The 25,707-nt window shown below is 48.4% G+C and carries 17 protein-coding genes; 13 read left to right on the top strand and 4 right to left on the bottom strand.

The genetic code is table 11. The annotated features are described in order from the left end of the window. Window positions 1-137 precede the first annotated feature (137 nt). Window positions 138-3,137: a glycoside hydrolase domain-containing protein gene (locus LL912_RS22815; protein ID WP_235555929.1), complete on the top strand. Its 3,000-nt coding sequence runs from the start codon at window positions 138-140 to the stop codon at window positions 3,135-3,137. Between the two features lie 169 nt (window positions 3,138-3,306). On the opposite strand, the gene LL912_RS22820 is transcribed toward LL912_RS22815, so the two are convergent. Next, complete coding sequence (locus LL912_RS22820) at window positions 3,307-3,660, bottom strand: DUF488 domain-containing protein (RefSeq protein ID WP_255785824.1); 354 nt, start codon at window positions 3,658-3,660, stop codon at window positions 3,307-3,309. A gap of 116 nt (window positions 3,661-3,776) precedes the next feature. Here LL912_RS22820 and LL912_RS22825 point away from each other — a divergent pair, with 116 nt between their 5' ends. Both LL912_RS22825 and LL912_RS22830 read left to right on the top strand, forming a co-directional pair. Then, window positions 3,777-4,232: an RrF2 family transcriptional regulator gene (locus LL912_RS22825; RefSeq protein ID WP_235555930.1), complete on the top strand. Its 456-nt coding sequence runs from the start codon at window positions 3,777-3,779 to the stop codon at window positions 4,230-4,232. A gap of 168 nt (window positions 4,233-4,400) precedes the next feature. Then, window positions 4,401-4,799: a group III truncated hemoglobin gene (locus tag LL912_RS22830; protein ID WP_235555931.1), complete on the top strand. Its 399-nt coding sequence runs from the start codon at window positions 4,401-4,403 to the stop codon at window positions 4,797-4,799. Between the two features lie 186 nt (window positions 4,800-4,985). Here the strand turns inward: LL912_RS22830 and LL912_RS22835 are convergent, their stop codons facing one another. Beyond that, window positions 4,986-5,882 carry an OmpA/MotB family protein gene (locus LL912_RS22835; RefSeq protein WP_235555932.1) on the bottom strand — a complete coding sequence of 299 codons (897 nt, stop codon included), beginning with the start codon at window positions 5,880-5,882 and terminating at the stop codon, window positions 4,986-4,988. 611 nt (window positions 5,883-6,493) lie between these two features. On the opposite strand from LL912_RS22835, the gene thrA reads away from it, so the two are divergent. From thrA to thrC, 3 genes are all read left to right on the top strand, one after another. Further along, on the top strand, window positions 6,494-8,950 hold the full coding sequence (gene thrA / locus LL912_RS22840; protein WP_235555933.1) for a bifunctional aspartate kinase/homoserine dehydrogenase I: 2,457 nt from the start codon (window positions 6,494-6,496) through the stop codon (window positions 8,948-8,950). Window positions 8,951-9,006: 56 nt separating this feature from the next. Beyond that, window positions 9,007-9,933 (top strand): homoserine kinase, encoded by a 927-nt coding sequence (locus LL912_RS22845; protein ID WP_235555934.1) that lies wholly within the window; start codon window positions 9,007-9,009, stop codon window positions 9,931-9,933. Between the two features lie 109 nt (window positions 9,934-10,042). After that, complete coding sequence (gene thrC / locus LL912_RS22850; protein ID WP_235555935.1) at window positions 10,043-11,341, top strand: threonine synthase; 1,299 nt, start codon at window positions 10,043-10,045, stop codon at window positions 11,339-11,341. Here the strand turns inward: thrC and LL912_RS22855 are convergent. Then, complete coding sequence (locus LL912_RS22855) at window positions 11,316-13,034, bottom strand: hypothetical protein (RefSeq protein WP_235555936.1); 1,719 nt, start codon at window positions 13,032-13,034, stop codon at window positions 11,316-11,318. The two genes, thrC and LL912_RS22855, sit on opposite strands and share 26 nt — an antisense overlap. 155 nt (window positions 13,035-13,189) lie before the next feature. Between LL912_RS22855 and LL912_RS22860 the strand changes: the two genes are divergently transcribed. The 7 genes from LL912_RS22860 (at window position 13,190) to LL912_RS22890 (ending at window position 24,585) form a co-directional block, all read left to right on the top strand. Beyond that, window positions 13,190-13,753 carry a hypothetical protein gene (locus LL912_RS22860; protein WP_235555937.1) on the top strand — a complete coding sequence of 188 codons (564 nt, stop codon included), beginning with the start codon at window positions 13,190-13,192 and terminating at the stop codon, window positions 13,751-13,753. A gap of 5 nt (window positions 13,754-13,758) precedes the next feature. Then, complete coding sequence (locus tag LL912_RS22865) at window positions 13,759-14,502, top strand: CDP-alcohol phosphatidyltransferase family protein (protein ID WP_235555938.1); 744 nt, start codon at window positions 13,759-13,761, stop codon at window positions 14,500-14,502. Window positions 14,503-14,601: 99 nt separating this feature from the next. After that, entirely contained in the window at window positions 14,602-14,847 is a 246-nt protein-coding gene (gene purS, locus LL912_RS22870) for a phosphoribosylformylglycinamidine synthase subunit PurS (protein WP_235555939.1), read from the top strand. Between the two features lie 245 nt (window positions 14,848-15,092). After that, window positions 15,093-15,764 carry a 16S rRNA (cytidine(1402)-2'-O)-methyltransferase gene (rsmI, locus tag LL912_RS22875; RefSeq protein ID WP_235555940.1) on the top strand — a complete coding sequence of 224 codons (672 nt, stop codon included), beginning with the start codon at window positions 15,093-15,095 and terminating at the stop codon, window positions 15,762-15,764. Between the two features lie 74 nt (window positions 15,765-15,838). Beyond that, window positions 15,839-18,661 carry a M16 family metallopeptidase gene (locus LL912_RS22880; protein WP_235555941.1) on the top strand — a complete coding sequence of 941 codons (2,823 nt, stop codon included), beginning with the start codon at window positions 15,839-15,841 and terminating at the stop codon, window positions 18,659-18,661. A gap of 860 nt (window positions 18,662-19,521) precedes the next feature. Continuing rightward, window positions 19,522-22,680, top strand: a complete 3,159-nt coding sequence (locus tag LL912_RS22885; RefSeq protein ID WP_235555942.1) for a glycoside hydrolase family 2 TIM barrel-domain containing protein — start codon at window positions 19,522-19,524, stop codon at window positions 22,678-22,680. Window positions 22,681-23,229: 549 nt separating this feature from the next. After that, window positions 23,230-24,585, top strand: a complete 1,356-nt coding sequence (locus LL912_RS22890; protein ID WP_235555943.1) for a Gfo/Idh/MocA family protein — start codon at window positions 23,230-23,232, stop codon at window positions 24,583-24,585. 53 nt (window positions 24,586-24,638) lie between these two features. Here the strand turns inward: LL912_RS22890 and LL912_RS22895 are convergent, their stop codons facing one another. Beyond that, window positions 24,639-25,478, bottom strand: a complete 840-nt coding sequence (locus LL912_RS22895; protein ID WP_235555944.1) for an alpha/beta hydrolase — start codon at window positions 25,476-25,478, stop codon at window positions 24,639-24,641. Between the last annotated feature and the right edge of the window lie 229 nt (window positions 25,479-25,707).

A 25,707-nucleotide genomic window follows, 5' to 3' on the forward strand; every position in this document is an offset into this window, starting at 1 on the left:
TCTTTTTTTGTCGCCCTCCACAGCTGGTCAATCAGTGTTTCATTGCCTCAGTGTCTTTTCTATACAATCGGTTGCGCAAAAAAGAACCGCAGCCGGTACGCCATTTTTTTTAGATTTGCCCGACCAAAGTCATACAAATGAAATCTTGTCTTTTAATACTGGCCGTTCTTGCTGTTCATTTACTCCCTGCTCAAACTGTTAAATATACAACCGCGGGCAGCAGTTGGAACACCGATTCCCTGGGCGATCACCGCGTGGTAGTGCAGTTTAACGGATCCGGGAAAGTGGCGAAAACAGTGGTGGAGTGGAGGCGAAGGGATCCCAACCCAGGGGCAAAAAGGATCATTGTACAGGATGCACAGACAGGTGCAAAAATAGACAATGTAAAAATAGCCGCTGTCAGTAACGAAAAAGGAACGGTTCTTTTTGAGCCGGTTTCAGGGAAGGGCCGGTATTACCTGTATTACCTGGTTTCTAAAAATTCAGGATCGCCTAATTACCCAACAGTGAACTACCTGAAACCTGAAAATACAGCAACAGAAGCCTGGCTGAACACTGTTCCGGCACAGCTTCCGGTAAATGCGCCGGTGGTAGCCATTGAATCGAGTGATGCATTTAACAGCTTTTACCCGATGGAGGTTACTGCAACAGAAGCTGAAGCCCATGCGTTGCTTGCAAAATACCAGCGCACCGATTACGTGGTTTTTCCCGAGGACCGTCAGTATCCCGTTAAGATGTTCGGGCAGCTGCCTTATCGCTGGGTACAGCGGGGCGCGGTAAAAGGATTCAACGGCAGCAGTATGCGCGGTGAAAATTATTCCTTTCAACTGGCCGTATATGCGCTGAAAGACCTGGAAAACCTTACGGTCCGTTTCTCAGATCTGGAAGATGGAAAAGGGAATCGCATTCCGGCCGCTGGCATGAGCTGTATCAATACCGGAGGGGTGGATTACACAGGAAAACCGTTTACCAAAACCATACGTGTAGCAAAGGACAGCCTCCAGCCCTTATGGTGCCTGGCAGACATTCCTGCATCGGTCAAACCGGGCGTTTACAAAGGGGAGGTAGTGGTGCGTGCTGCAGGTGCAGCAGACACCCGGGTTCCGGTTCAACTGACGGTGTTACCAACGTTGGCGAAAGAGGGCAATATTACAGCTCCCTGGAACCAGACCCGTTTAAAATGGCTGAACTCAACCATGGCCCAGGAGAATACGGTTATAGCCCCCTATCTACCGCTGGTGCTGAAAAATAATACCATCGATCTGCTGGGAAGAAGAGTAACAGTGGACCCTTCCGGTTTTCCTGCGCAGCTCCAGACTTTTTTTACAGAAGAAATGACCGGTATAAAGCCCGGGCCCAACAATATCATTACGGAGCCTATTCATTTTCATTTTACCGGGGCCGATGGTAAAGACCTGAAATTTAAAAGCGGGTCCCTGCAATATACCGAACAATCGCATGGAACCATTGCCTGGAAAACCACGAATGAGCATCCACAACTTCAGATGGAAGTAGCCGCCTCCCTGGAGTTTGACGGGTTTCTTGCTTATAAGGTAAAAGTAACCGCATTGCAGGATGTGGATTTTAAAAACATCACCCTGCACATTCCCTTTACTCCGGAAGCGGCCACATACCTGATGGGACTGGGAGAAAAAGGAAGGGCGCGCCCGGACAGCCTTTCCTGGAAATGGGATGTAGCGCATAAAAACCAGGACGGGGTTTGGGTGGGAGCGGTCAATGCCGGTTTACAATATACCCTGCGGGATGAGCATTATGTGCGCCCGCTGAATACCAATTTCTACCTGCAAAAGCCGCTGTTGCTGCCGGTGTCCTGGGGTAATGACAATAAAGGAGGGATCACGATCGCCCAAAAAGGTAAATCGATCCTGGCCGATAATTACACCGGTGCCCGCAGCATGAAAAAAGGAGATACACTTTACTTTAATTTTAACCTGCTGATCACCCCTTTTCATCAGCTCAATACCGATTTCCAGTGGGCTACGCGATTCTATCACCGGTACGACAGCATCAGCAAAATAAAAAATACCGGGGCCACAGTGGTAAACATTCATCATGGCAATGCCATCAACCCCTGGATCAATTACCCGTTTATTGAGTGGCAGCAAATGAAAAGCTATATCAACCAGGCACACCGCAGCGGGCTGAAAGTAAAAATATACAATACGGTACGGGAGCTGTCCAATCATGCATATGAGCTGTTCCCGTTGCGAAGCCTTGGACATGAAGTGTATTCACCAGGTAAGGGCGGTGGCTTCCGCTGGTTGCAGGAACATGTGGGGGCAGATTATATCGCAGCCTGGTTTGTACCACAGGTCAAAGACGCCGCCATTATCAATAGCGGTATGAGCCGTTGGCACAACTATTATGTGGAGGGCATGAACTGGCTTACAAAAAATGTGGGTATCGATGGCATTTACCTCGATGACGTGGCTTTTGACCGCATCACCATGAAGCGGATCAAACGGGTATTGACCGCTGATGGTCACCCCGGTATTATCGATCTGCATTCAGCCAACCAGTACAATAAAAGCGACGGCTTTATAAATAGCGCCAATCTTTACATGGAACATTTTCCTTACCTGAACCGCCTTTGGTTTGGCGAATATTTCGACTATGAAAATAATAGCCCGGATTTCTTTTTAACGGAAGTAAGTGGTATTCCTTTTGGCCTGATGGGCGAAATGCTGCAGGATGGGGGCAATGCCTGGAGGGGAATGGTATATGGTATGACCTGTCGCATTCCCTGGACAGAAAATGCCGATCCTACCGGTATCTGGAAGCTTTGGGACAATTTTGGAATGCAGGGTGCTCAAATGGTTGGGTATTGGGTAGGAAATAATCCCGTAAAAACCGATAATTCAAAAGTGAAAGCTACGGTGTACAAAAAGAATGGTAAAGCGCTGGTATCCGTTGCCAGCTGGAATGAAACCGATACAGAAATCGCACTGGATATCGATTGGAAACAATTGGGGATCGATCCTGCAAAGGCAACCGTAACCGCGCCGGCGGTTAAAAATTTCCAGGAAGCTCGGAACTTTAAGTTGGGGGAGAAGATACCTGTTGCCAGGAATAAGGGCTGGCTGTTAATCATTCAGCAGGTGGCTGGCCTTCAGTGATCAGTTTTCGGTAATCAGCCAATTACGCCCGGGATCGGAGATTTGGCCTTTCTCAAGGAGTGTCAAACGTAATTAAATCAGGAACGCGGAATCTTAAACCCGAAATAATTCCATAGCCCCCCGGTCTAATGGTCCCCAAAGCAAGGGCAATAAACAGTGCCAGTGCTGCTCAGCGTTGCTCCAACACTTCCCGCAGCACCACCGCCTGGTTATGCTGTTCATCCCGTGCGCCAAACAATAAAGTAATCTTCTTAATGCCTTTATGCTGCTTTAAAAATGCTTCCACTGCTGGGTTTTGCTTTAATTCCTCTTTGTACTGTTCTTGAAACGCAGCCCATTTCTTCGGATCGTGGTTGAACCACTTCCGCAGGTTGGCCGAGGGAGCCAGCGCTTTCAGCCATTCATCAACAGCCGCGGCTTCTTTTTTGATACCCCTTGGCCACAGGCGGTCTACCAACACGCGGAGCCCGTCGTTTTTGGCGGGCGCCTCATATATTCTTTTAATGGTAATAATTGGACGCATGATTTTTATTTAATGGATGGCGGATCTTTTTTGTGCAGGATAGCGCGCGTTAAAAATACAAAAAATAATAAAGGATATTTTTATCTTTTATTTAAAATGCGTATTTTTACAAACAGATGTTTTCAAAGACCTGCGAATATGCAATACGGGCCATGATCTACATTGCGCAGCAAACCCGCGACGGGAGCCGCGTGGGGATCAAACAGATCGCTGCGGGTATCGATTCCCCCGAGCATTTTATTGCCAAGATCCTGCAGGAGCTTAGCCGTAAGGGGCTGGTGGAATCCATGAAAGGTCCTACGGGAGGGTTTTACCTGGAAAAGGCATCCCTGAACCGGTCCCTGGCAGATATTGTAACAGCCGTAGATGGGGATCAGTTGTTCCAGGGATGTGGCCTGGGGCTGAAACAGTGCTCGGAAACCAATCCCTGCCCGATACATTTTAAATTCAAAAAAGTACGGAAAGAAGTGCAGACCATGCTGGAGCAAGCGAAACTGGGTGCCTTCATCGACAAGCTCGATCGCAATGAAACCTTTCTAAAGCGGAGCGATCTCTTCATGAATAAAAAGTAAAGAGGGTACAAGCATCGCCGCGCAGGGGGGGCTGCGCGGGTCAGGAAGGTTGTAACAATATTTTTGATCCGTTTCCTCAGCATCATACAACTTCCGTTGTGGATGGGAGCCGTGTTTTTGCAGTCCGCATCGCTAAGATGCGATTCCATATCTTTCAATGAACTAAAGATGGCAGAACAGAAAAATGACATTACAACAATAGCAGATATACGGTTACTGGTTGACCGCTTTTACATATCGGTTCGTGAAAACGAGCAGATAGGGCCCATATTTGATGCCGTGATCCGCGACCAGTGGCCACAGCACCTGGGAAAGATGTACCGGTTCTGGGAAACCGTGCTGCTGGGCAATCATACTTATTTTGGAAGCCCCTTTCCTCCGCATGCAAAACTTCCGGTGACGCGGGAGCATTTTGATACCTGGCTACATATCTGGCAGCAAACCATCGATACCTATTTCCAGGGAGCTAAGGCAGATGAAGCAAAATGGCGGGCAGAGAAAATGGCGGCCATGTTCCTCTCTAAAATTGAATACTACCAAAGCACTGGAAAAACGCCGCTGGTGTAGCATTTCGGGGTTGGTATTTTATGTTTGACGTTCAACGTTGGATCCGTTTTTATACTCAATGTAATGTCTCAATCCTCGATTTTCCCGGCTGAAAGCTAATGGCTGGTAGCTCAAGTTAATAGCACAAATAAAAATGGTTGTCCCAAACAGAACAACCATTTTTTATAACGCATCTATGTCAGCTTCTTAGATTCCCGGAGCCGGATTTTGCGTAGTGTCTTTGCTTTTTTCCGGGGCCTTATCGATCAGTTCCATAAACTGATCCAGCTTCGGAGTGATAATGATCTGCGTTCTGCGGTTCTTGGATTTGCCCTGTTCTGTATTGTTATCCGCTACCGGATTGTATTCGCCACGCCCACCGGCGGTAAGGCGTTTGGGGTCGATGCCGTATTGGGTTTGTAACGCCATCACCACAGATGCAGCCCTTAAGGAACTCAGGTCCCAGTTGTTACGGATATTGGGCCGGTTGATTGGTACGTTATCGGTATTGCCTTCTACCAGCACTTCGTAATCTTTATAATCCTGGATAATCTTGGCAATCTTGCTGAGGATATCGCCTGCACGATCGGAAATCTCATAGCTGCCCGATTTATACAGCATATTGTCTGCAAGCGAAATGTATACCACACCTTTCAATACTTTTACGTCCACATCCTGGAGTTCGTCCCGGCTTAAAGAACGGGTAAGGTTATTGGTTAATACGATCAGCAGGGAATCACTCTTGTTTTTGGCATTTACCAGATGCTGGATGTATTTATTGGAGGCATTGATCTCATCAACCAGTTTGGAGATGTTTACATTGCCTTGCGTATTCTGATTAATACTGTTGTCCAACGTTGCCTGCAATGCTGCCAATGCCTTTTTAAGCGAGGCATTATTGGCCCGTTCCTGCGCTAATTGTTCTTCAAGACTCTTAACACGTGTCTTGCTTTCGGCCAGATCCACCTGGCTGGCCTGATACCGGTCGTTCAGGTTCCGGTAATCGGTTTGCAGGGTGGTGAACTTTTTATTGCTCACACATCCCGAAAAAAATAATGCCATAACAACGGCCCCTATTGGCCCATAAAATACTCTATTCGTCATAATTGATTCTTTTAAATACCGGTTAGTTTAGGGTGCCTCTTTCTATAATAACAAAATGAATGCCTGAATCAGAAAATGCGCTACAATTTAAATTGTCTGAGGTCTGCACTTTAATACATCACAATGCTTGTTCAGAAAGAATGGCTGCCATCAAATTATTTGAAAATTAAGACGTTTGATGCCTCCGTTCCGTTGCAAATGAAAACAAAGTTTTGTTTACGGATTGTTAATCTGGCAGGAGACCGTTGTTGTACATAGTAGTTTTCAGCACTGTAGTTAGTAACATATCCGCCCTGCATATACACCCCCGGATAGGGCACAAGAAACGTTATAAACAGCCCCCTCCCGGAACCAGCAATAAAACGTATTCAAAAAAAAATCAGAACGGGTTGTATTGTTTTAATAATTCTTCCTTATCTTGCGGTGGTATCTAACAAAATGCAGTACAATTTTCAAAATATTCAATCTGCTGTAAGTTTCGGCCACGGAACTACCACCACCATTATTACCACAACCCCTTGAGGGTTGTACGCTGCTATATCATCCATCGGGCATGTTGCCGTTTTTCTTCCGGGTTTTATCCTTATTTCTTTTATTACTAAATCGAATTCATGCAGGTCTTTAAGTTTGGGGGCTCTTCTGTAGCCAATGCTGAAAATATAAAAAAAGTTGCGGCCATTGTTGATGCTGCCGCAAAGAAAAATTCCATTGTTGTTGTTGTTTCTGCCTTGGGCGGTATTACGGATTTGCTTTTAATGGCCGGTAAAGAAGCCGCCGAAGGCAATGAAGATTTTCGGTCAAAAGTGGCCGCCATTGAGCAGCGGCATTTTGAAACCATCAAAGAGTTGATCCCGATTGCCTCTCAAAGCTCTTTATTGAGCCTGGTAAAGAAAACGATGAATGAAATAGAGGAGGTTTGTAACGGTATTTTTTTATTGAGAGAAATTACACCCAAGAACCAGGACCGGCTGGCTGCCTACGGCGAATGGCTGTCTTCGCAGATCATTGCAGATGCATTTAAGCACCTGGGATTGTTTGTGCAATGGAAAGATGCGCGCCAGTTCATCTTTACGAACAGCGATTATACGCATGCGGAAGTATATCTGGAAGTAACGGAAAAGGAAATAAAGAAATACTTCAAAGAAAATAAAAGCAATGTATTCGTAATCCCCGGGTTTATTGGCGTGGATGAGCAGGGGGTAACGACCACATTGGGCAGGGGAGGATCGGATTATACGGCTGCGTTGATTGCCGCGGCCATCGATGCGGAATCGCTCCAGGTATGGAAGGATGTAAACGGGATGATGACGGCCGACCCGCGCCTGGCGGCGAATGCAAAGGTGATTGATCATATCTCTTACAGCGAGGCGATGGAGCTTTCGCATTTTGGCGCCAAGGTGCTGTATCCTCCAACCATACAACCGGTAATGAGTAAGAACATACCGCTGTATATAAAAAATACGTTTGCTCCGGAAATGCCCGGTACCGTTGTAGGTGGAAAGATAAAAGACACCAAGGTGGTACGGGAGCATATCGTAAGCGGTATTTCCAGTGTAAATAATATTGCATTGCTGAGCCTGGAAGGCAGCGGTATGATCGGTATCCCGGGCTTCTCCAAACGCTTGTTTGAAGCCCTGAGTAAAGAGCGGATCAATGTGGTATTGATCACTCAAAGTTCTTCCGAGCATTCTATCTGCGTGGCCATCGATCAGAAATACCTGCCGGCTGCAAGAAAAGTGGTCGACAAAACCTTTGCTGATGAAATTGCACTCAATAAAGTGGAGCCGCTAAAGGCAGAGACTCACCTTTCGATTGTTGCCCTGGTGGGCGAAAATATGAAAAGCCTTCCCGGTGTCAGCGGCCGAATGTTTGGCGCATTGGGCCGCAACGGGATCAATATCCGCGCAATCGCCCAGGGCTCATCAGAAAAGAACATCAGCACGGTCATTGCTACTGATGATGTGCGCAAAGCCATCAACGTATTGCACGAAGAGTTTTTTGAAACCATTCAGAAGCAGCTCAACCTGTTTATTGTAGGCTTGGGAAATGTAGGTGCCAAGCTGATGGAACAATTAAAACAACAACATGCCTTCCTTATCCAGCATCTGAAATTGAATGTAAGCGTGGTGGGAATCAGTAACAGCCGCAAAATGATCTTTAAGGAACGGGGCATTTCCCTCAGTGGCTGGAAGGAATCCCTGGCCGGTGGCGAGCCCGCATCCATCACCGAATTTGCAAATGAAGTGATTAAGCGAAATATGCGGAACTCTATTTTCGTGGATGTTACGGCGAATAAAGAAGTAGCCAAAGTATATGATAAAATGCTGCAGAAGAGTATCTCCGTCGTAGCTTGTAACAAAATTGCAGCAGCTTCCCCGTTTTCAGAATATAAGAAATTGAAGGAACTGGCGCATGTATTCAATGCCAAATTTTTGTTTGAAACCAATGTGGGGGCCGCGCTTCCGGTAATTGGCACCCTGAACGATTTGCGGCGCAGCGGGGATGAGATCAAACGCATTGAAGCCGTGCTGAGTGGTACCCTGAACTTTGTGTTTAATCATTACGACGGATCACGCCCCTTTGCAGCGGTGGTAAAACAAGCCCAGGAGGAGGGATATACCGAACCCGATCCCCGGCTGGACCTGAGTGGCACCGATGTGATGCGCAAGATCCTCATCCTTGCCCGGGAAGCTGGTTATGAAATGGAAATGGAGGATATTATCAACCATTCCTTTATGCCGGCATCCTGTATGGAAGGATCTGTGGATGCCTTTTACAAAGCAATGGAAAAAGAAGAAGCACATTTTAAGAGCTTGCTGAGCGCCGCACAGGCCGCAAACAGCAAACTGAAATTTGTGGCCACTTTTAACGAAGGCAAGGCCTCCGTAGGCCTGCAGCATATAAAGCCCGAAAATGATCTCTATCATTTATACGGAAAAGACAATGTGGTGCTGTTTTATACCGCCCGTTACCCAGAGCAACCCCTTGTTGTAAAGGGGGCCGGTGCCGGTGCAGATGTAACGGCCAGCGGGGTATTTGCCGATATTATGCGTGCGGTAAATGAATAAAGAACGCTACGCATAGGGATCCCGTCCCATTCACTATTGACCATTCACTTTTCACAATGAAACAAGTAACAATAAAATCGCCGGGCACTGTAGCCAACCTGGTTTGCGGGTTTGATATCTTAGGGCTTGCCTTAAACGACCCGTATGATATCATGGAATTCCGGCTGCTCAACGAGCCGCGCGTGAGTATACACAATAAAGATCATTTTGGTTTACCTACCGAACCGGAACAGAATGTAGCGGGAGTGGTATTGCTGGCGGCTATTGAAAAGGCCGGAGGCAATATTGGGTTTGAGGTAACCATTGAAAAGCGGATCAAACCAGGCAGCGGATTGGGGTCCAGTGCCGCCAGTGCTGCCGGTGCCGCAGTAGGCGCCAATCTGCTGCTCGATAACCGCTTTAATACGGAAGAACTGGTGCAGCTGGCGATGATCGGCGAAAAGCTGGCCAGCGGGGTAAAACATGCGGATAATATTACCCCTTGTATATTAGGGGGCATCACGCTGATCCGTTCCATTCATCCGATGGATATTGTACCGCTGGCAGCACCGGAATTATTTGTAACGGTGGTGCATCCCCAGATAGAAGTGCGCACAGCCGATGCCCGGCAGATCCTGAAACAAAAAGTGCTGTTGAAGGATGCCATTAAACAATGGGGAAATATTGCCGGACTGGTAGCGGGTTTTATGCGGAATGATAAGGCACTCATCAGCCGGTCGCTGGAGGATGTGATCATTGAGCCGGTAAGAAGTATTCTTATTCCTGGGTTTGATGAGGTAAAACACCAGTGTAAAGAAGCTGGAGCCCTGGGCGGGGGTATTTCCGGCTCGGGTCCATCGATCTTTATGCTCAGTGAAACCGAGACGGTGGCACAGGATGTCGCCGGTATTATGAAAGCCATTTATTCAGGGATCGGTATTGATCATTATGTGTACGTAACTACGATTAATAAGAGGGGTGTGGAAGTAGTGAATAGGGAATAGGAGTGGTCAATGGGGAGCAGGTGCTGAACAGTAACCTTATTCCGGATCTGTCAGAGCGGAACGTTTAACATCTAATATCTAGCATCTAATATCTAACGTCTAAAATCGCATGCAATACTATAGTTTAAACCGCCGGTCGCCGAACGTAAGTTTTAAAGAGGCCGCCGTTATGGGCCAGGCTCCGGATAAGGGACTGTATTTTCCCGAAAGCCTGCCACAGGTGGAACCGGATCTGATCCATTATATTGAAACGCTTCCCGAGGCAGAAATCGCATTCCGCGTAATCCGTCCTTATGTGGGGGCTGCCATTCCTGAAGAGATCTTGTTTGATATTGTATCTCAAACGGTAAATTTTCCGTTCCCCCTGCAACCGGTAACGGATACCATTGCCTCACTGGAATTGTTTCACGGGCCTACACTGGCGTTTAAGGATGTAGGTGCCCGCTTTATGAGCCGCTGCCTGGAATATTTCCTGAAAGATCAGCGAAAAGAAGTGACCGTGCTGGTGGCTACTTCCGGAGATACCGGTGGGGCCGTAGCCAGTGGCTTTTACGGTGTGGAAGGTGTAAACGTGGTGATCCTTTATCCCAAAGGGCGCGTAAGCCCGGTGCAGGAGCAGCAGCTGACCGCCATGGGAAAGAATATTACGGCGCTTGAGGTAGCCGGCAGTTTCGACGATTGCCAGCGGATGGTGAAACAGGCATTTACCGATGCCGATATACATGCCAGGCGTTTTCTTACATCGGCCAATTCCATCAATGTAGCCCGCTGGCTGCCCCAGCAGTTTTATTATTTCTTTGCCTATAAACAATGGAAGGAAAAAGCCATTGTCCCGGTTGTAGTGGTGCCCAGCGGTAATTTCGGAAATATCTGTGCCGGGCTGCTGGCCAGGGCAACGGGTTTGCCCCTGGGGCATTTTATTGCCGCCTGTAATGCCAATGATGTAGTACCCTCCTTTTTGCAAACGGAACACTGGCAACCCCAAAAGGCGGTGGCCACCCTTTCCAACGCTATGGATGTGGGCGATCCCAGCAATTTTGTTCGTATTCTGGAATTGTTTGATCAGCAGTTCCTGAAACTGAAGGAACATCTTTCTGCAGTAAGCATCTCCGATGCGGATACGATTGCCACCATCAGCAGGGTATATCGGGAAACCAGTTACACCCTGGACCCTCATGGCGCGGTAGCATATAAAGCCCTGGAAGATTACCAGCAGGCCCACCCCGGAAGCCGGGGGCTGATCCTTGAAACAGCACATCCGGTCAAATTCCCGGATGCTGTAAAAAAAGCCACCGGTACTGAAGTTGAGATTCCCGCATCATTGCTGGAGCTCATGCTGCAGCCTAAGCATACGGTGGAGATGCCGCCAGACTATGCGGCCTTCAAAGAATACCTGATGCACCGCTAGTCATTGCAGTGGCGGATGTTGTTTGTGATTGTTTCAGGTAGGTCTTTATCCGCGCTATTTCCGGCCGGGGCGACCGGCCGTTATCTGTGATGGTCAGCAGTTGTTGAAAATAAGCATGCGCTTTTTCAGTCTTTCCGCATTTCAGGGCCGCCTGTCCGGCTCCGTAAAGCGCATTAAACCGGTTGGGGTGTGTAAGCAGGTCGGCCTCATAGGCTGCCAGCGCGGCTTCCGGCCGGTTCATTTCCAGGAGCAGATCGCCCAGTAATTCACGGGCCGGCAGCACTTCTCCGGGTGTTACCGGGTGTTTCCCCGTTTTGTCTTCCATGTCTGCAGCAAGTTGCATCAACGCCAGCGCTGCCTCGCTTTTTCCTTCCTTTAAGGTGATCCACGCTTCAGCGGCTTTTGCCTGGATGGCCACCTGGTTGGACGCATACGTATCTTTTTGTGAGATGAGCCGGGCCTGCAGCCGGTTCAGGATATTCAGCTCCTCCCGGGCATTAATAGTTTGCCCTGTATGTGCGCTGCCAAGCGCGCGGGCAAAATGGACGATCGCCGCCTGCCAGGGGAAATCGCCCCAGGGAATGGTTGCGGATGCCGGTTTTAATGTGGCGGCAGCTTTCCATTGCCGGTTCTCAAGCACATAACGGGCCGGCATGGCCGCAAATGCATAAGCTACCTTAAAATTTGATGGCTCAACCTTTGTTATCTGCCTGACGTATTCGAGTTGCTTTGCAGCTGAATCATTCTGTCCTTTCTGCAGGTATCCATAAATAAGATAATCCAGCCCGTGTAGCTCCTCATCCCAATGTCCTTTTAAACCGATGGCATCGGCATAGCAAACAGCAGAGGCTACCGATGCAAGATTGGCCCGGATCATTTCATCCCATAAACCCAACCGGGTAAAGATATGCGAAGGCATATGAAGCGCATGGGCAGAGGAAGGAGCGATCGATGCATATTTCCGGGCGGCTGCCAGTCCCCGTTGTGCCAGTTGCGGGTAATCGTAAGTATGGATCAGGTAATGCACAATGCCCGGGTGTTCCGGCTGCCCGGGATAAAGGGCCTCCAGGATCTGGCCCGCTTTCAGTTGCCGGCGAAACGATTTGTCGGTGGGGTCCGCTGCTGCATTAAGTGCAAGAGCATAAAAAATAGTTGATTCCCGGTCACGGGGATAACGGTCTGCAAGTGCTTTCATTGCTGTTTCAAAGCGCTGTGCGCGGATGCGGTGGCCGGTGGTTTCCCATTCGTCATAATAAGCGCCGATGGCTGCGATATAATCTTTTTCCCTGCCGGAGGCTGTAAGTGATCGGGCAAAAGCAATGGCCCTGGCACCTTTTTTTAAGTCGTCCGGGGTTGGCGGCGCCCATAACGGATGAAAGTTCGACATGGCAATGCCCCAATAGCCCATGGCACACCCGGGCTCTTTATCAATAATACCGGCAAATACCTTCTCTGCTTCATCGTATTCAAACGAATGCAGCAATTTAATACCAAGGTTGAAATCATCTTGTACAGAGTGGCAGCTGGTTTCAAATGTGGCGATCCCCAGTTGCATGCCGGGTGGGCCGCAGGAAACGAGCGCGCCTCTTTTTAACTCCAGTAACCGGATCTGTGCAGGCGTTGGTGGCGCTTGCGTTTGTTTACAGCCCAAAAACAAACAGCATACCAGGATGCAGGCAAGGCTTATGTTCATAACAGGGGGTTTAACGGATTGTGTGGCCCATCTTCACCAGTCGGATCATTTTATGGCAGTCGGTTTGCAGCAGGTTCCTTTTGCAGCAGTGCCCTCATAAAGTTAAAATAATAATTCAGCAGATTCAAATTTTTAAAAAACAGTAATTTCGCAGGGTGCATGACATAGAACCCTATTACAACTGGCAGCATATTTACCTGAGTGAAGAAGACGAACGATCTCCTTTTTACGGGGTAGAGCATTCCCAGTTTGAATATAAGGATGCCGTTTATAACTATTATATTCATCCGCAGTGGGATTTTTTCGGAAGTCGTACCCTGTACCTGAAGGTACTGATGGCAGATTATGAAGAAGAATATGCCATTATAGAGCTGATCGGTGAATGGAATGATGCGGTAGAAAACGATATCATGACCCTGAAGCGGGATGTGCTGGAAGTATTTATGAATGAGGGAATTTTTAAATTCATCCTGATCGCCGAGAATGTGCTGAATTTTCATAGCGCCGACCGGGATTATTATGAGGAATTGCACGAAGAACTCAGCGATGCCGACGGATGGATCGTTTGTTTAAACATGCCTTCGCAAACCCAGTATGATTTTAAACAGGCCAAACTAAACCAGTTCATCGAACTCATGGACATTCATAACTGGAGAGTATATAAGCCGTATCATTTGTATAAAAAAATAAACGACCAGTTGGCGGCCCGGTTAACCTGATGCTTATGAAACAGATTCCCAATTTATTTACGCTGTTAAACCTGGTATTTGGCTGCCTGGCTATAAAGGCGATCCTGCAGCCGGAGCCGTTTTTTTTTGCTGCCGGCGATACCGGCCCCACCACGGGAATGATCGTAGGCAGTTTTTTCCTGTTGCTGGCGGCTATTGTCGACTTTCTGGATGGTTTTGTTGCCCGGCTGTTTAAAGCTACTTCGGCAATGGGAGAGCAGTTGGATTCCCTGGCCGATGCCGTAAGCTTTGGAGTGGCGCCCGGCATGATCCTGTACCGGTTGCTGGAAACGGGCTGGTCCGGCCATGCAGACTTTAGCCAGTGGTGGCTGTTGCCGGCCTTTATTTTTCCCTGCGCCGCGGTTTGGCGGCTGGCCAAGTTCAACCTGGATAAAGAACAACGCTATTATTTTAAAGGCATTCCTACACCGGCAGCCGGACTTACTGTGGCTTCATTACCGGTGGTTGCCTACTATGGAACGCCTGCGGTCAATACACTGGTATTTAACCCCGTGACCGTATATGCCGTAATTCTGGTGGTGAGCGGTCTTATGGTAAGCAACCTGCCGATTATCAGCCTGAAGTTTAAGGCATATACATTAAAAGCCAATACTGACAAGCTGTTGCTGGTATTGATCGCCGTTCTTTCGGCCCTCTTTTTTAAATGGATGGCGGTTCCGGTGGTATTTGTAGCCTATGTTATTGTATCTTTGATTTTTAAGCCAAACCGAAGGGACTGAGTTCATGCCGGAAGGATATTACCAGGCGAGCACAAGACTCCGGGAGGTTTTTGGGGCAAGCATAATATATTTTACATACTAGAGCAATAAAGAAAACGTATGAGTTATACAGTACAGGTGGTGATCATGCCGTTAAAAGAGTTATTAGATCCACAGGGTAAGGCCGTTCTGGGCGGATTGGAAAATCTGGGTCTCGGAGCCGTTACCGATGTTCGTGTTGGAAAAAACATCACCTTACAGGTGGATGCCGCTTCAAAAGAAGAGGCGCTGCGCATTGGAGAAGAAGCTGCTAAAAAACTGCTGGCCAACGCGGTTATGGAATACTTTGAGGTAACAGTGCTGTAACGGATCAGAATGCCGGCATCGGGCATCCGGAATCGGGATCCCGGAACCTGATACCCTTTCCATCTTGGATCTCTTATTTTATATTCCGCGTGGCTGTCTCAAAAGTCCGTCATTTCGAGCATAACGTAGTGAAGCCGAGAAATCTAGTATATATAATCTCTTAACGATGAGATTTCTTTGTTCCGCTTCGCTTCAGTCGAAATGACGATCGCGGATTTTTGAGACAACCACTTTACAATTTCTGAATGCTGTATCTCGTTCCCACCCCCATCGGTAATTTAAAGGACATCACGTTCCGGGCGTTGGAAGTGCTGAAGGACGTGGATGTAATCCTTGCGGAAGATACCCGCAACACGGCGCATCTCCTGAACCATTACCAGGTTAGTAAACCGCTTACGCCTTATCACCAGCACAATGAACATAAAATAACCGCCCATTTGGTAGACCAGCTGGTAGCGGGGCGAAAGATGGCCCTTGTCACCGATGCGGGGACTCCGGGTATCTCTGATCCTGCTTTTCTGCTGGTGCGGGCCTGTGTAAAAGCCGGTGTAAAAGTAGAGTCCCTGCCAGGTGCCACTGCATTTGTTCCCGCCCTGGTCAACAGCGGCCTGCCTACGAACCGGTTCTGTTTCGAAGGATTCCTTCCCCTGAAAAAAGGACGGCATAGTTTGCTGGAAAGCCTGAAAACAGAAGAACGCACCATGATCTTTTATGAATCGCCCCTCCGCCTGGTAAAAACACTAAACGACCTGGCCGGTTATTTTGGTGCCAGCCGGGAGTGCAGCGTCAGCAGGGAACTGACCAAACTATATGAAGAAACCCAACGGGGAACACTGACTGAAGTTGCAGCCTATTTTTCTCAAAAAACGGTAAAAGGCGAGATTGTGATCGTGGTGAAAGGGATGGATGATAAATAACGGAACCAGTCCATTGCTTATTTTTGCTAACAACTGTTTATTTTTAATCTTTTATTTAACCGCAAAGACATTATATGAAACAAAAACCGATCCTGGTAAGAGGAATAGCGCTGTTGTTTCTTTTATCAGCTGGCCTTGGTCTGACTGCCCAGTTAAAACTGACCGATTCCATTCCTGTAGATACAAAATTAAAAATCGGGAAATTATCCAACGGACTTACCTACTACATCCGGCAAAATAAAAAACCCGAACAAAAAGTAGAGCTGCGGCTGGTGGTGAATGCCGGTTCAATCCTGGAGGAGGATAGCCAGCAGGGGCTGGCCCATATGGCAGAACATATGGCATTTAACGGTACCCGTAATTTTAAGAAGAACGATATCGTAAGTTTCCTGCAAAGCATCGGGGTAGGATTTGGAAACGATCTGAATGCCTATACCTCCTTTGATGAAACCGTTTACATGTTGCCCATTCCTACGGATAAGCCTGGGAATCTTGAAAAAGGGTTCCAGATCCTGGAAGACTGGGCGCACAATGTAACCTACAATACGGAGGATATCAATGACGAACGCAATGTGATCCTGGAAGAAAGCCGGTTAGGCAAGGGTGCGGAAGACCGTATGTTCCGCCAGATCTATCCCCGGCTGTTTGCGGGAAGCCGCTATGCAGACCGTCTGCCCATTGGCGTGGACTCGATCATCCGGAACTATAACCCCGACCTGATCCGTAAGTTTTATAAGGACTGGTATCGTCCGGACCTGATGGCCGTGATGGTAGTGGGAGACGTGGAACCGGCCGCTGCTGAAGCGCTGATCCAAAAACATTTTAACGGTCTGGTAAACCCGGCAATACCACGAACAAGAACCTATGCCGAAGTAAAACCCTATACCAGGAACGAAGGCATGGTTGTTACGGATAAAGAAGCCACCAGTTATACGATTGGGATTGCCTACAGCGCATTTCCTTCCAGGGAGGCGCAAACAGTAGGGGAATACGGGCAGGACCTTATCAAGAATATTTTTTCCAGCATGCTGAACCAGCGGCTGCGTGATCTGACGCAACAGGCAAATCCGCCTTTTTTATATGGGTATTCCTATTTTGGAAGCTATGCCCGCAATTACGATCAGTTCAATGCCGGGGCGGGTGTGGCTACCGCACCTGATGCAAAAAAAGGTCTCGAAATCCTGGTGGAAGAAATTGAGAAAGCAAAACGCTTTGGTTTTACCCAGGCAGAGCTGGACCGCGTAAAAAGGACGATCGAAGCCGGGATGGATAAGGCGTATAATGAGCGGGAAAAAACGGAGTCTTCCAATTATGTGGATGAATACATCCGGAACTTCCTTACCAATGAGCCCATTCCCGGTATTGCAAAAGAACGGGAATATACAAAGGAGCTGTTGCCCCAGATCACCTTAAAAGAGGTAAATGCCTTTGCACAATCCCTTCAGCAGCAACCCAATTATTTTATTACGCTTACCGGCCCGGCAACTACAGACCTGCCTGCTGCGGCCGACCTGGTGGCGGTGGCAGATAAAGTGATCGCAAGAACGGATATCCGCGCCGATGAAGAAAAACTGGTAGCAACCGACTTGCTGGCCAGCCGGCCCAAACCGGGAAAGATCCTTAAAGAAACAACGAATCCCAAATTGGGAACCAAAACCTGGGAGCTCAGTAACGGAACCACTGTTACCTTTAAGAAAACGGATTTTAAAGACGACGAGATCCGGATGGGCGCGCGCCGTTACGGAGGCATCAATGGCTATAGCGTGGCCGATAAATACAATGCCTGGTATGCATTAAGCGTGGCAGGTGCCATGGGCTATGGTAGCTTTTCGCCTACCGATCTGCAAAAAGCATTAGCGGGAAAAACTGCATCGGTACAAGCTTCACTGGGTGGAATTACAGACGAATTGTCGGGCAGTTCCAGTGTGAAAGACCTGGAAACCATGCTGCAGATATTATATCTTAGAGCCACGGCTCCAAGAGTGGATACTGCTTTGTTCCGGTCCTTTATACAAAAGAGCAAAGCAGGCGTGGCGTATGCCCTTTCCGACCCGCAGACGGTTTTTGTGGATACTTTATTTAAGACGGTTTACCGCAATAACCCACTGGCACCCGTGGCTGTGCCGCGTCCCGAGTATTTCGACCAGATCGATATGAACCGGGCGCTTCAGATCTATAAAGAGCATTTTGGGGACGCCAGCGGCATGCAGTTTGTTTTTGTGGGCAGTATAGATGAAGCGGTGTTAAAGCCCCTGGTAGAAACCTACATCGGCGGGTTGCCGGCTACCAAACGGAAATTTACATTCACGGATAATGGTGTACGCCCGGTAAAAGGGAAGGTGGATCTTACAGTATATAAAGGTGAAGCGGAAAAAAGCATGATCCTCTCACTGGTAACAGGCGACCTGGTTTACAACCCGGACCTGGCATTGAACATGCGTGCCGTAAGCGAGGTGCTGAACATCCGGGTGATTGAGGAACTCCGCGAAAAGATACAGGGTATTTATGGAGGCGGTACATCTATAAACATCGACCGCTTGCCCTACGCCCATTACGTCTTTTTTACGCAGCTACCCACCGGACCTTCAAAGGTCGATACCCTGTTGAAAGCGATGAATACTGAAATAAAAAACATCGAGGCAAAGGGCCCGTCCAAAGAAAACCTGGATAAGGTAAAACAGCAGTGGCTGGAGCAGAACAAAGTGGCCATGGAGCAAAACGGCTCCTGGCTCGAGTACCTGCTTATAACAAGGCTGGAGAAAAAAGATCCGGACCGGTTCCTGAATGCGGCCAAATACATCAATGCCTTAACGCCGGCATCGGTACAGGCTGCGGCAAAGAAGATTTTTTCGAGCGGCAATGTGGTAACGGCTGTATTACAACCCGAAAAGAAATAGCGTACGATATTTTTTGAATCCTAAGAATTGTAAAGGAATGACCATAACGGTCGTTCCTTTTTTATTTTATGGCCCCGGGCATTCTCCGATCCTGTTATCCCGGCATTCCCTTGCGGTTTGTTTTTTACCGCAATGTGCGCAAAGCATCCGCAAGGACCGCAACGATTGCTAGTGGAAGCTTTGTTATTAAATCCCCTGCGTGCTTTGCGAAAAACCTTGTGCCCCTTGCGGTTTGTTATTTTACCGCAATGGTCGCAAGAAATCCACAAGGACCGCAATGATTGTCCGTGGAAGATCTGTTATTAAATCCCCTGCGTGCTTTGCGAAAAACGTTGCGTTCCTTGCGGTTCATTTTTTACCGCAATGGTCGCAAGAAATCCGCGAGGACCGCAATGATTGTCCGTGGAAGATCTGTTATTAAATCCCCTGCGTGCTTTGCGAAAAACGTTGCGTTCCTTGCGGTTCGTTTTTTACCGCAATGGTCGCAAGAAATCCGCGAGGACCGCAATGATTGTCCGTGGAAGATCTGTTATTAAATCCCCTGCGTGCTTTGCGAAAAACGTTGCGTTCCTTGCGGTTCATTTTTTACCGCAAAGACCGCAACGAAGACTATTGGATAAATATCCGCCCCCTTACGGTTCATCTTTACCACGGCCTGCACAATCGATTGCGCGATGCACCGGTTTTCCATTGCCCTGTGCTGTAATGCCCGCTGCTAAAGGGTTTTGTTCATATCCGCCTCCCCGTGAACGGCTGATCTGCCTTCTGCCGTTCATGTATAAATTGCCTCAAATAAACCCGGATATTCCCTGCTTTCTCTAAATTAGCGCCTTCGGAGATACCAATACTTGTTTATAAATATGAAGAAGCAGATACTATCATTAACGGGAAGCTTGTTGCTTGCGGGTTTTGTAAGCGGGCAAACCCTTCCCACTGAATTGCAAACGCCGGAAGTGGTTTCGGTAAACCGGATGCCCATGCGGGCCAACGCCTTTGCCTTTGAAACAAAAGACCTGGCAGAAAAAAGAGAAAAAGAACGGTCAAAGTATTTCATATCCTTAAACGGAAACTGGCGGTTCAACTGGGTACAGGACCCCAATAAACGACCGAAAGATTTTTACAAAACGGATTTCGATGATAGCAAATGGAACAACTTCCCGGTGCCGGCCAACTGGGAGGTAAATGGTTACGGACTGCCGATCTATGTAAACCATCCCTACGAGTTTACCGGCAGGGCAAAGACCGGCAGCCGGTTAAACCCGCCCTTTGATATACCGGAGGATAATAACCCCGTGGGTTCTTATCGCAAGAAGGTGACCATTCCCCAGGACTGGGATGGCCGTCAGGTGTTCATCCACCTGGGGGCGGTGAAGTCGGCTTTCTTTATCTGGGTAAACGGACAGAAAGTGGGCTACAGCGAAGACAGCAAACTTTCTGCTGAATTTGATATTACCAAATATGTAAAACCCGGTGAAAACCTGGTGGCACTGGAAGTATACCGCTGGAGCGATGGCAGTTACCTGGAGTGCCAGGATATGTGGCGGATCTCGGGCATTGAACGGGAAGTGTATCTCTACGCAACGCCGCTGCTGGATCTCCGCGATTTTAAGATCTCGTCTACATTGGAGAACAACTATAAAGACGGTGTTTTTACGTTCCAGGGAGAAGTGAACAGCTATAAAACAGACAAGAAAACGTTGCATTCAAAAAAAGATACGGCAACGGTGGAACTGGAATTGGTAGATGATAACGGGAAGTCCGTGCTCCGCGAAGCCCTGCCGGCATTTACGGTGCTGGGACGGTATAAAACGGATGTGTCGTTTAAAACAACCATACCCGGAGTAAAAGCCTGGACGGCGGAAACCCCCAACCTGTACACTCTGTTGGTGACGCTCAAAAATAAAGCCGGCGAAACACTGGAAGTAGTGCCCGTTCGGGTGGGGTTCCGGACCATCGAAATCAAAGGACGCGATTTCCTGGTAAATGGCAAACGCGTATTCTTTAAAGGCGTAAACCGGCATGAGCACAATGCCCGCACAGGTCATACATTAACCAGGGCCGATATGCGCAAGGATATGGAGATGATGAAAAAGCTCAACGTAAACGCCGTGCGGCATTCCCATTATCCGCCGGATCCCTACTGGCTGGAGCTTTGCGATGAATACGGCTTGTACGTAATTGATGAGGCCAACATTGAATCGCACGGCCGGTACTACGACCTGGAGTATACCTTTGCCAATGATAAACAATGGCGCATGCCACACCTGGCGCGGATCCAGCGCATGTATGAGCGCGATAAAAATCATCCCTCCATCATTACCTGGTCATTGGGCAATGAAGCCGGCAACGGCATCAATATGTATGAAGGATACGACTGGCTGAAAAAGAAAGACAGTCGCCCCGTGCAATACGAGCGCGCAGAATATGATTACAATACCGATGTCATTTGTCCGCAATACCCTTCGCCTTCCTATGTGGCCTGGCAAAAGAATTCAAAAGACGGCCGCCCTTATATCATGAGCGAGTATGCACATATCATGGGCAACAGTCTGGGTAATTTTAAGGAGTACTGGGATGCCATTGAATCTACCCCCGGTACCCAGGGTGGTTATATCTGGGAATGGATCGACCAGGGTATTGATACCGTAAAGAATGGCAAACGGATCCTTGCCTATGGCGGCGATTTTCCGCTGAGCGGCCCGGTAGACGAAAACTTCAGTGATAATGATTTTTGTGTAAAAGGTGTGGTGACCGCCTACCGCAACCTCACGCCCATGGCTATTGAAATCAAGAAAGTACATCAGAACATTAAAACCGTTTACAAGGGCAATAATGAAATTGAAGTGACCAACGGGTTCTTCTTTAAGGATCTTTCCAATGTGCAGCTCGACTGGGAAATTACCGAGGATGGCGCCGTAGCGGCAAAAGGCACTATTACCGGGTTAAATGTGGCACCACAATCAAAGGCGCAGCTGGTATTGCCGGTGAAGTTAAAACCCAAGGCAGGGAAAGAATACCTCCTTAATGTGTACTACCGGTTGAAAAAGGAAGAATCCTTCCTGGAGAAAAATTATGAAGTGGCTGCAGCACAGTTTGCCTATAACGGAACAACGGTGCCGTATAACTACCAGGGAACCTCCGCGGCCGTTACCGCAACAAAAGACGGCCATCACCTGATGTTGAAGGGCAGCGGCTTTACCGCTGAATTTGACCTGGAAAAAGGTACGCTGGAACAATACACGTTAAAAGGTACCCGCGTCATTGCAAAAGGCCCCCGTCCCGCATTTTACCGGGCACCAACCGATAATGATATTGGTGCCGGTTTAAACCGCTCGCTTCGTAACTGGCGCAATGCGTACGAATCGGCAACCGGTGTTCAGGCAAAAACGGAGCAGGTAAGCAGGAATGCATACCGGGTTGCTTTTACTGCTACTATATTGGGCGGAACAGCCACTACCGAGCAGATATTTACGGTATATGGTGATGGAAACATCCTGGTGAAGAATAATTACACGCTTAAGGCCGGCGATTATAAAACGGTGATGCGGATCGGGAACGACCTGGAACTGGAAAAGGAATTTTCAAAAATCCGGTGGTATGGCCGCGGGCCCTGGGAGAATTATTGGGATCGGCATACCGCCAGCAATATCGGTACCTACAGTCAAACCATCGATCAGCAATACTTTTCTTATGCCCGCCCGCAGGAAAGCGGTAATAAAACCGATGTGCGCTGGATCAGCCTGCTGAATGGTAAAGGGCTTGGTGTGCGGTTTGAACTGGCAGACAGCGTGCTTTCTGCATCGGCGTTGCCTTACAGCCTGGAGCAGCTGGATCCCGCACCGGAGAAGAAGCAGTTTCACTCCGGGGAGTTAGAAAAAGCCGGCAGGATCTTTATGCATATGGACCTGAAGCAGCTGGGGCTGCAGGGTATCGACAGCTGGGGTGCCATGCCGTTAAAGCAATACTGGATCACCCCGGGCACCTATGCCTATAGCTACTGGATACGCCCTGTCCGTTAGGGTGCATTCAAATTTTCGCAATCGTCATTTCGAGTTTTTAATTTATGTTGTAAAATCAATGTGCCTATGACACAATATTCTTTCGTCGCCCTGACCGCAGCGAAGCAGAACGGAAGGGTCTCTTAATGCCCGGGCAGTCTGACAATAGAGAGATGCCTCGGCTCCACTCTGTTACGCTCGGCATGACGAAAGTATAATTGTTGTTCAATGTATCATGTAATCTGTCATTGGCACCAAAGGGCGAGATCGTCTTCTTTAAGAGTGAGATTTCTCGTTTCGCTTCGAAAGGACGACTAAAGAAAAGGTCGTCAAAACGGAAATTTGAAATGCGCCCGTTCGTTAAGAACGGCGCTGGAGCGCTGCGCAAACGGTTGCTCTTTAAAAACAGGTACGGATCCTTTTTGATCTGTGTGATTCAGGCTATCTTAGATGCCTGGTTGCCGGATGCCGATGATTGCACCAGGCCGTATCCCGGCCGATAAAGACGCGGTATTATATAAAACCCGTTCGACTCCGCGGCAGCGGGGCGGGCATAAAAATAACATACGGATGAAACGTAAAGACTTTGTAAAAAGCGCCGGGCTGGCCATGGCTTCGGTTGCCATCTTACCATCAGAAGTGGCGTTCAAACCTACGGCGGCTTCCAAACTGAAAGTGGCGATTGTTGGTGTGGGAGCCCGTGGTATCTGGCACCTGGATCTTTTATTAAAACGCGATGATGTGGAAGTGGTAGGCGTTTGTGATATCGACCCACGTTGCATTGATGCCGCCAAAGAAAAATTTTCAAAAGCAGGTAAGAAGGCGCCGGTATATTATTCTAAAGGGCCGGATGACTGGAAAAATATGTATGCAAAGAAGGGGATCGAAGCGGTGGTGATTGCAACGCCCTGGGAACTGCATAAACCCATGATCATCGGCGCCCTGGAATCGGGTATCAAATATGTAGGTACGGAAGTGATCCTCGGTATTTCTTTGCAGGATCATTGGGATGTGGTACGTGCTGCCGAACGGTATAACGGGCATGTCATGATGCTGGAAAATGTTTGCTACCGCCGCGATGTGCTGGCGGTGCTGAACATGGTGCGTCAGAACGTATTTGGAGAGCTGATGCACCTGCAGGGCGGCTACCAGCATGATCTGCGCGGCGTAAAATTCAATGATGGTAAAACGCCTTATGGAAAAGGTGCAGAGTTCGGCCATACGGATGGGTATTCCGAAGCCCGCTGGCGTACGGATCATTCCGTGTGGCGCAACGGGGATCTTTATCCCACACATGGCGTTGGACCTGTGGCGCAGTATATCAATATCAACCGCGGCAACCGCTTTGTATCACTCAATGCATTTTCAACAAAATCACGCGGCCTGCATAATTATATCGTGGATGTTGGCGGTCCTACCCATAAGAATGCCAAAGTGAATTTTAAGCTGGGCGATATCGTAACCACGCAGATCAGCTGTGTAAACGGTGAAACGGTAATCCTGCAGCACGATACCAACCTGCCACGCCCTTACTCACTGGGCTTCCGGGTGCAGGGCACCAAGGGGCTTTGGATGGATGTAAACAGCGGTATTTATGTGGAAGGGGTATCCAAACCACATACCTGGGATAAAGCCCAGGAGTGGCTGGATAAATATGATCACCCGCTGTGGAAAAAATACGGCAAGGACGCAGAAGGCGCCGGCCATGGTGGCATGGACTTTTTTGTGATCCATTCATTCATTGAATCGGCAAAACGAAAAGAGCCTACACAGATGGATGTGTATGATGCCGCCACCTGGAGTGCTATCACACCGCTGAGCGAGCATTCGATCGCGCTGGGGCATCAGACCGTAGAATTTCCGGATTTTACCGGGGGCGACTGGATGTACCGGAAGCCGGCATTTGCGCTCAATGATGATTATTAAACGACAAACTGTTCATTTAAAAAAAATGCCCGCCATTATTGGCGGGTATTTTTTTATGGATTCCTGGTCCCCGCCTGCCACTGAAGCCCTTTAACAAAAGACGGCAACTGTGTATCCATATGATCCAGGGCGGAATAGATGTCGATCTTTTTTGTGATGCCGGATGGAAGCAACAAGGGAAGCTGGCGGCAAAGGCTATCCTGTTTTTCCAGGCCACCAAAGGTGATGTACACATTGAGACTGTCGTGCAGTACCGGAACCGCTTTTTTAAGTTCATGCAGCAGGAAGTAGTTGTTGTAATGTAAAGAAGGGCTTGCTGCAATATAATTCCGGAACCGGTGCTGTTTGCCGGCCAGCCGCTGCTGCAACGCATAACAGGTAAAATAGCCACCCAATGAGTGGCCCATCAATGTTTGTTGTAAGGTGTCGGTCCGGAATTGCCGGTCGAGGGAAGGGGCCAGTTCGTTGGTGATAAAAGACAGGAATTGAGGGGCGCCTCCGCTTACCGGCATCTCATATTCAGGAATCGCTGTAGGAAATGTATAATCCCTGTTGCGGAGCGAGTCCATTGCAGGGAAATCTTTGTAACCAATACCTGCCAGTATCACCGGAGGTGTAAGGCCCACCGCTGTATAGTTGTTGAGTATGGTGGCCATAATATCAAAGTAGAGATTGGCATCCAGCAGATACACGACCGGGAAACGGTTGCTGCTGTCTGCTGAGTAATCGGCAGGAAGATTTACATAGATGGTAAAGGAGTCCTTCACATTTTTTGAATAAAAATGCAGGGTATCTCTGGCTGAAGGCGGTTTTTTAAAATCCGGAGCGGTAGACCCCGGGGCATTACAGGCTATGACAATTAATGCCAGGGCAAGTAAAATCGTGTATCTCATACATGTGCATATTTAGGTTTTAGAATAGCAGGAACGTATGAAGTTAACAAAGATGCTGGCACTGCATGCATGCGTAATGCCGTTCGCGGATCATTTATAAACATTTTAACAGGGCGCTGCAAAAAGTAAAGAGGGGGCCTCAAAACACCGAAACCGTCATTTCGAGCGGAACGGAGAAATCTCATTATCTGGGAGTTAAATACAGGAGATTTCTTGGCTTCACTACGCC

This window comes from Niabella agricola (assembly GCF_021538615.1).
GTDB classification, from domain to species: domain Bacteria; phylum Bacteroidota; class Bacteroidia; order Chitinophagales; family Chitinophagaceae; genus Niabella; species Niabella agricola.

Excerpts from the sequence above, each read along its gene's own strand:
- LL912_RS22815 (WP_235555929.1), top strand. The coding sequence starts at position 138 with ATGAAATCTTGTCTTTTAATACTGGCCGTTCTTGCTGTTCATTTACTC.
- LL912_RS22820 (WP_255785824.1), bottom strand. The coding sequence starts at position 3,660 with ATGCGTCCAATTATTACCATTAAAAGAATATATGAGGCGCCCGCCAAA.
- LL912_RS22825 (WP_235555930.1), top strand. The coding sequence starts at position 3,777 with ATGTTTTCAAAGACCTGCGAATATGCAATACGGGCCATGATCTACATT.
- LL912_RS22830 (WP_235555931.1), top strand. The coding sequence starts at position 4,401 with ATGGCAGAACAGAAAAATGACATTACAACAATAGCAGATATACGGTTA.
- LL912_RS22835 (WP_235555932.1), bottom strand. The coding sequence starts at position 5,882 with ATGACGAATAGAGTATTTTATGGGCCAATAGGGGCCGTTGTTATGGCA.
- thrA (WP_235555933.1), top strand. The coding sequence starts at position 6,494 with ATGCAGGTCTTTAAGTTTGGGGGCTCTTCTGTAGCCAATGCTGAAAAT.
- LL912_RS22845 (WP_235555934.1), top strand. The coding sequence starts at position 9,007 with ATGAAACAAGTAACAATAAAATCGCCGGGCACTGTAGCCAACCTGGTT.
- thrC (WP_235555935.1), top strand. The coding sequence starts at position 10,043 with ATGCAATACTATAGTTTAAACCGCCGGTCGCCGAACGTAAGTTTTAAA.
- LL912_RS22855 (WP_235555936.1), bottom strand. The coding sequence starts at position 13,034 with ATGAACATAAGCCTTGCCTGCATCCTGGTATGCTGTTTGTTTTTGGGC.
- LL912_RS22865 (WP_235555938.1), top strand. The coding sequence starts at position 13,759 with ATGAAACAGATTCCCAATTTATTTACGCTGTTAAACCTGGTATTTGGC.
- purS (WP_235555939.1), top strand. The coding sequence starts at position 14,602 with ATGAGTTATACAGTACAGGTGGTGATCATGCCGTTAAAAGAGTTATTA.
- rsmI (WP_235555940.1), top strand. The coding sequence starts at position 15,093 with ATGCTGTATCTCGTTCCCACCCCCATCGGTAATTTAAAGGACATCACG.
- LL912_RS22880 (WP_235555941.1), top strand. The coding sequence starts at position 15,839 with ATGAAACAAAAACCGATCCTGGTAAGAGGAATAGCGCTGTTGTTTCTT.
- LL912_RS22885 (WP_235555942.1), top strand. The coding sequence starts at position 19,522 with ATGAAGAAGCAGATACTATCATTAACGGGAAGCTTGTTGCTTGCGGGT.
- LL912_RS22890 (WP_235555943.1), top strand. The coding sequence starts at position 23,230 with ATGAAACGTAAAGACTTTGTAAAAAGCGCCGGGCTGGCCATGGCTTCG.
- LL912_RS22895 (WP_235555944.1), bottom strand. The coding sequence starts at position 25,478 with ATGAGATACACGATTTTACTTGCCCTGGCATTAATTGTCATAGCCTGT.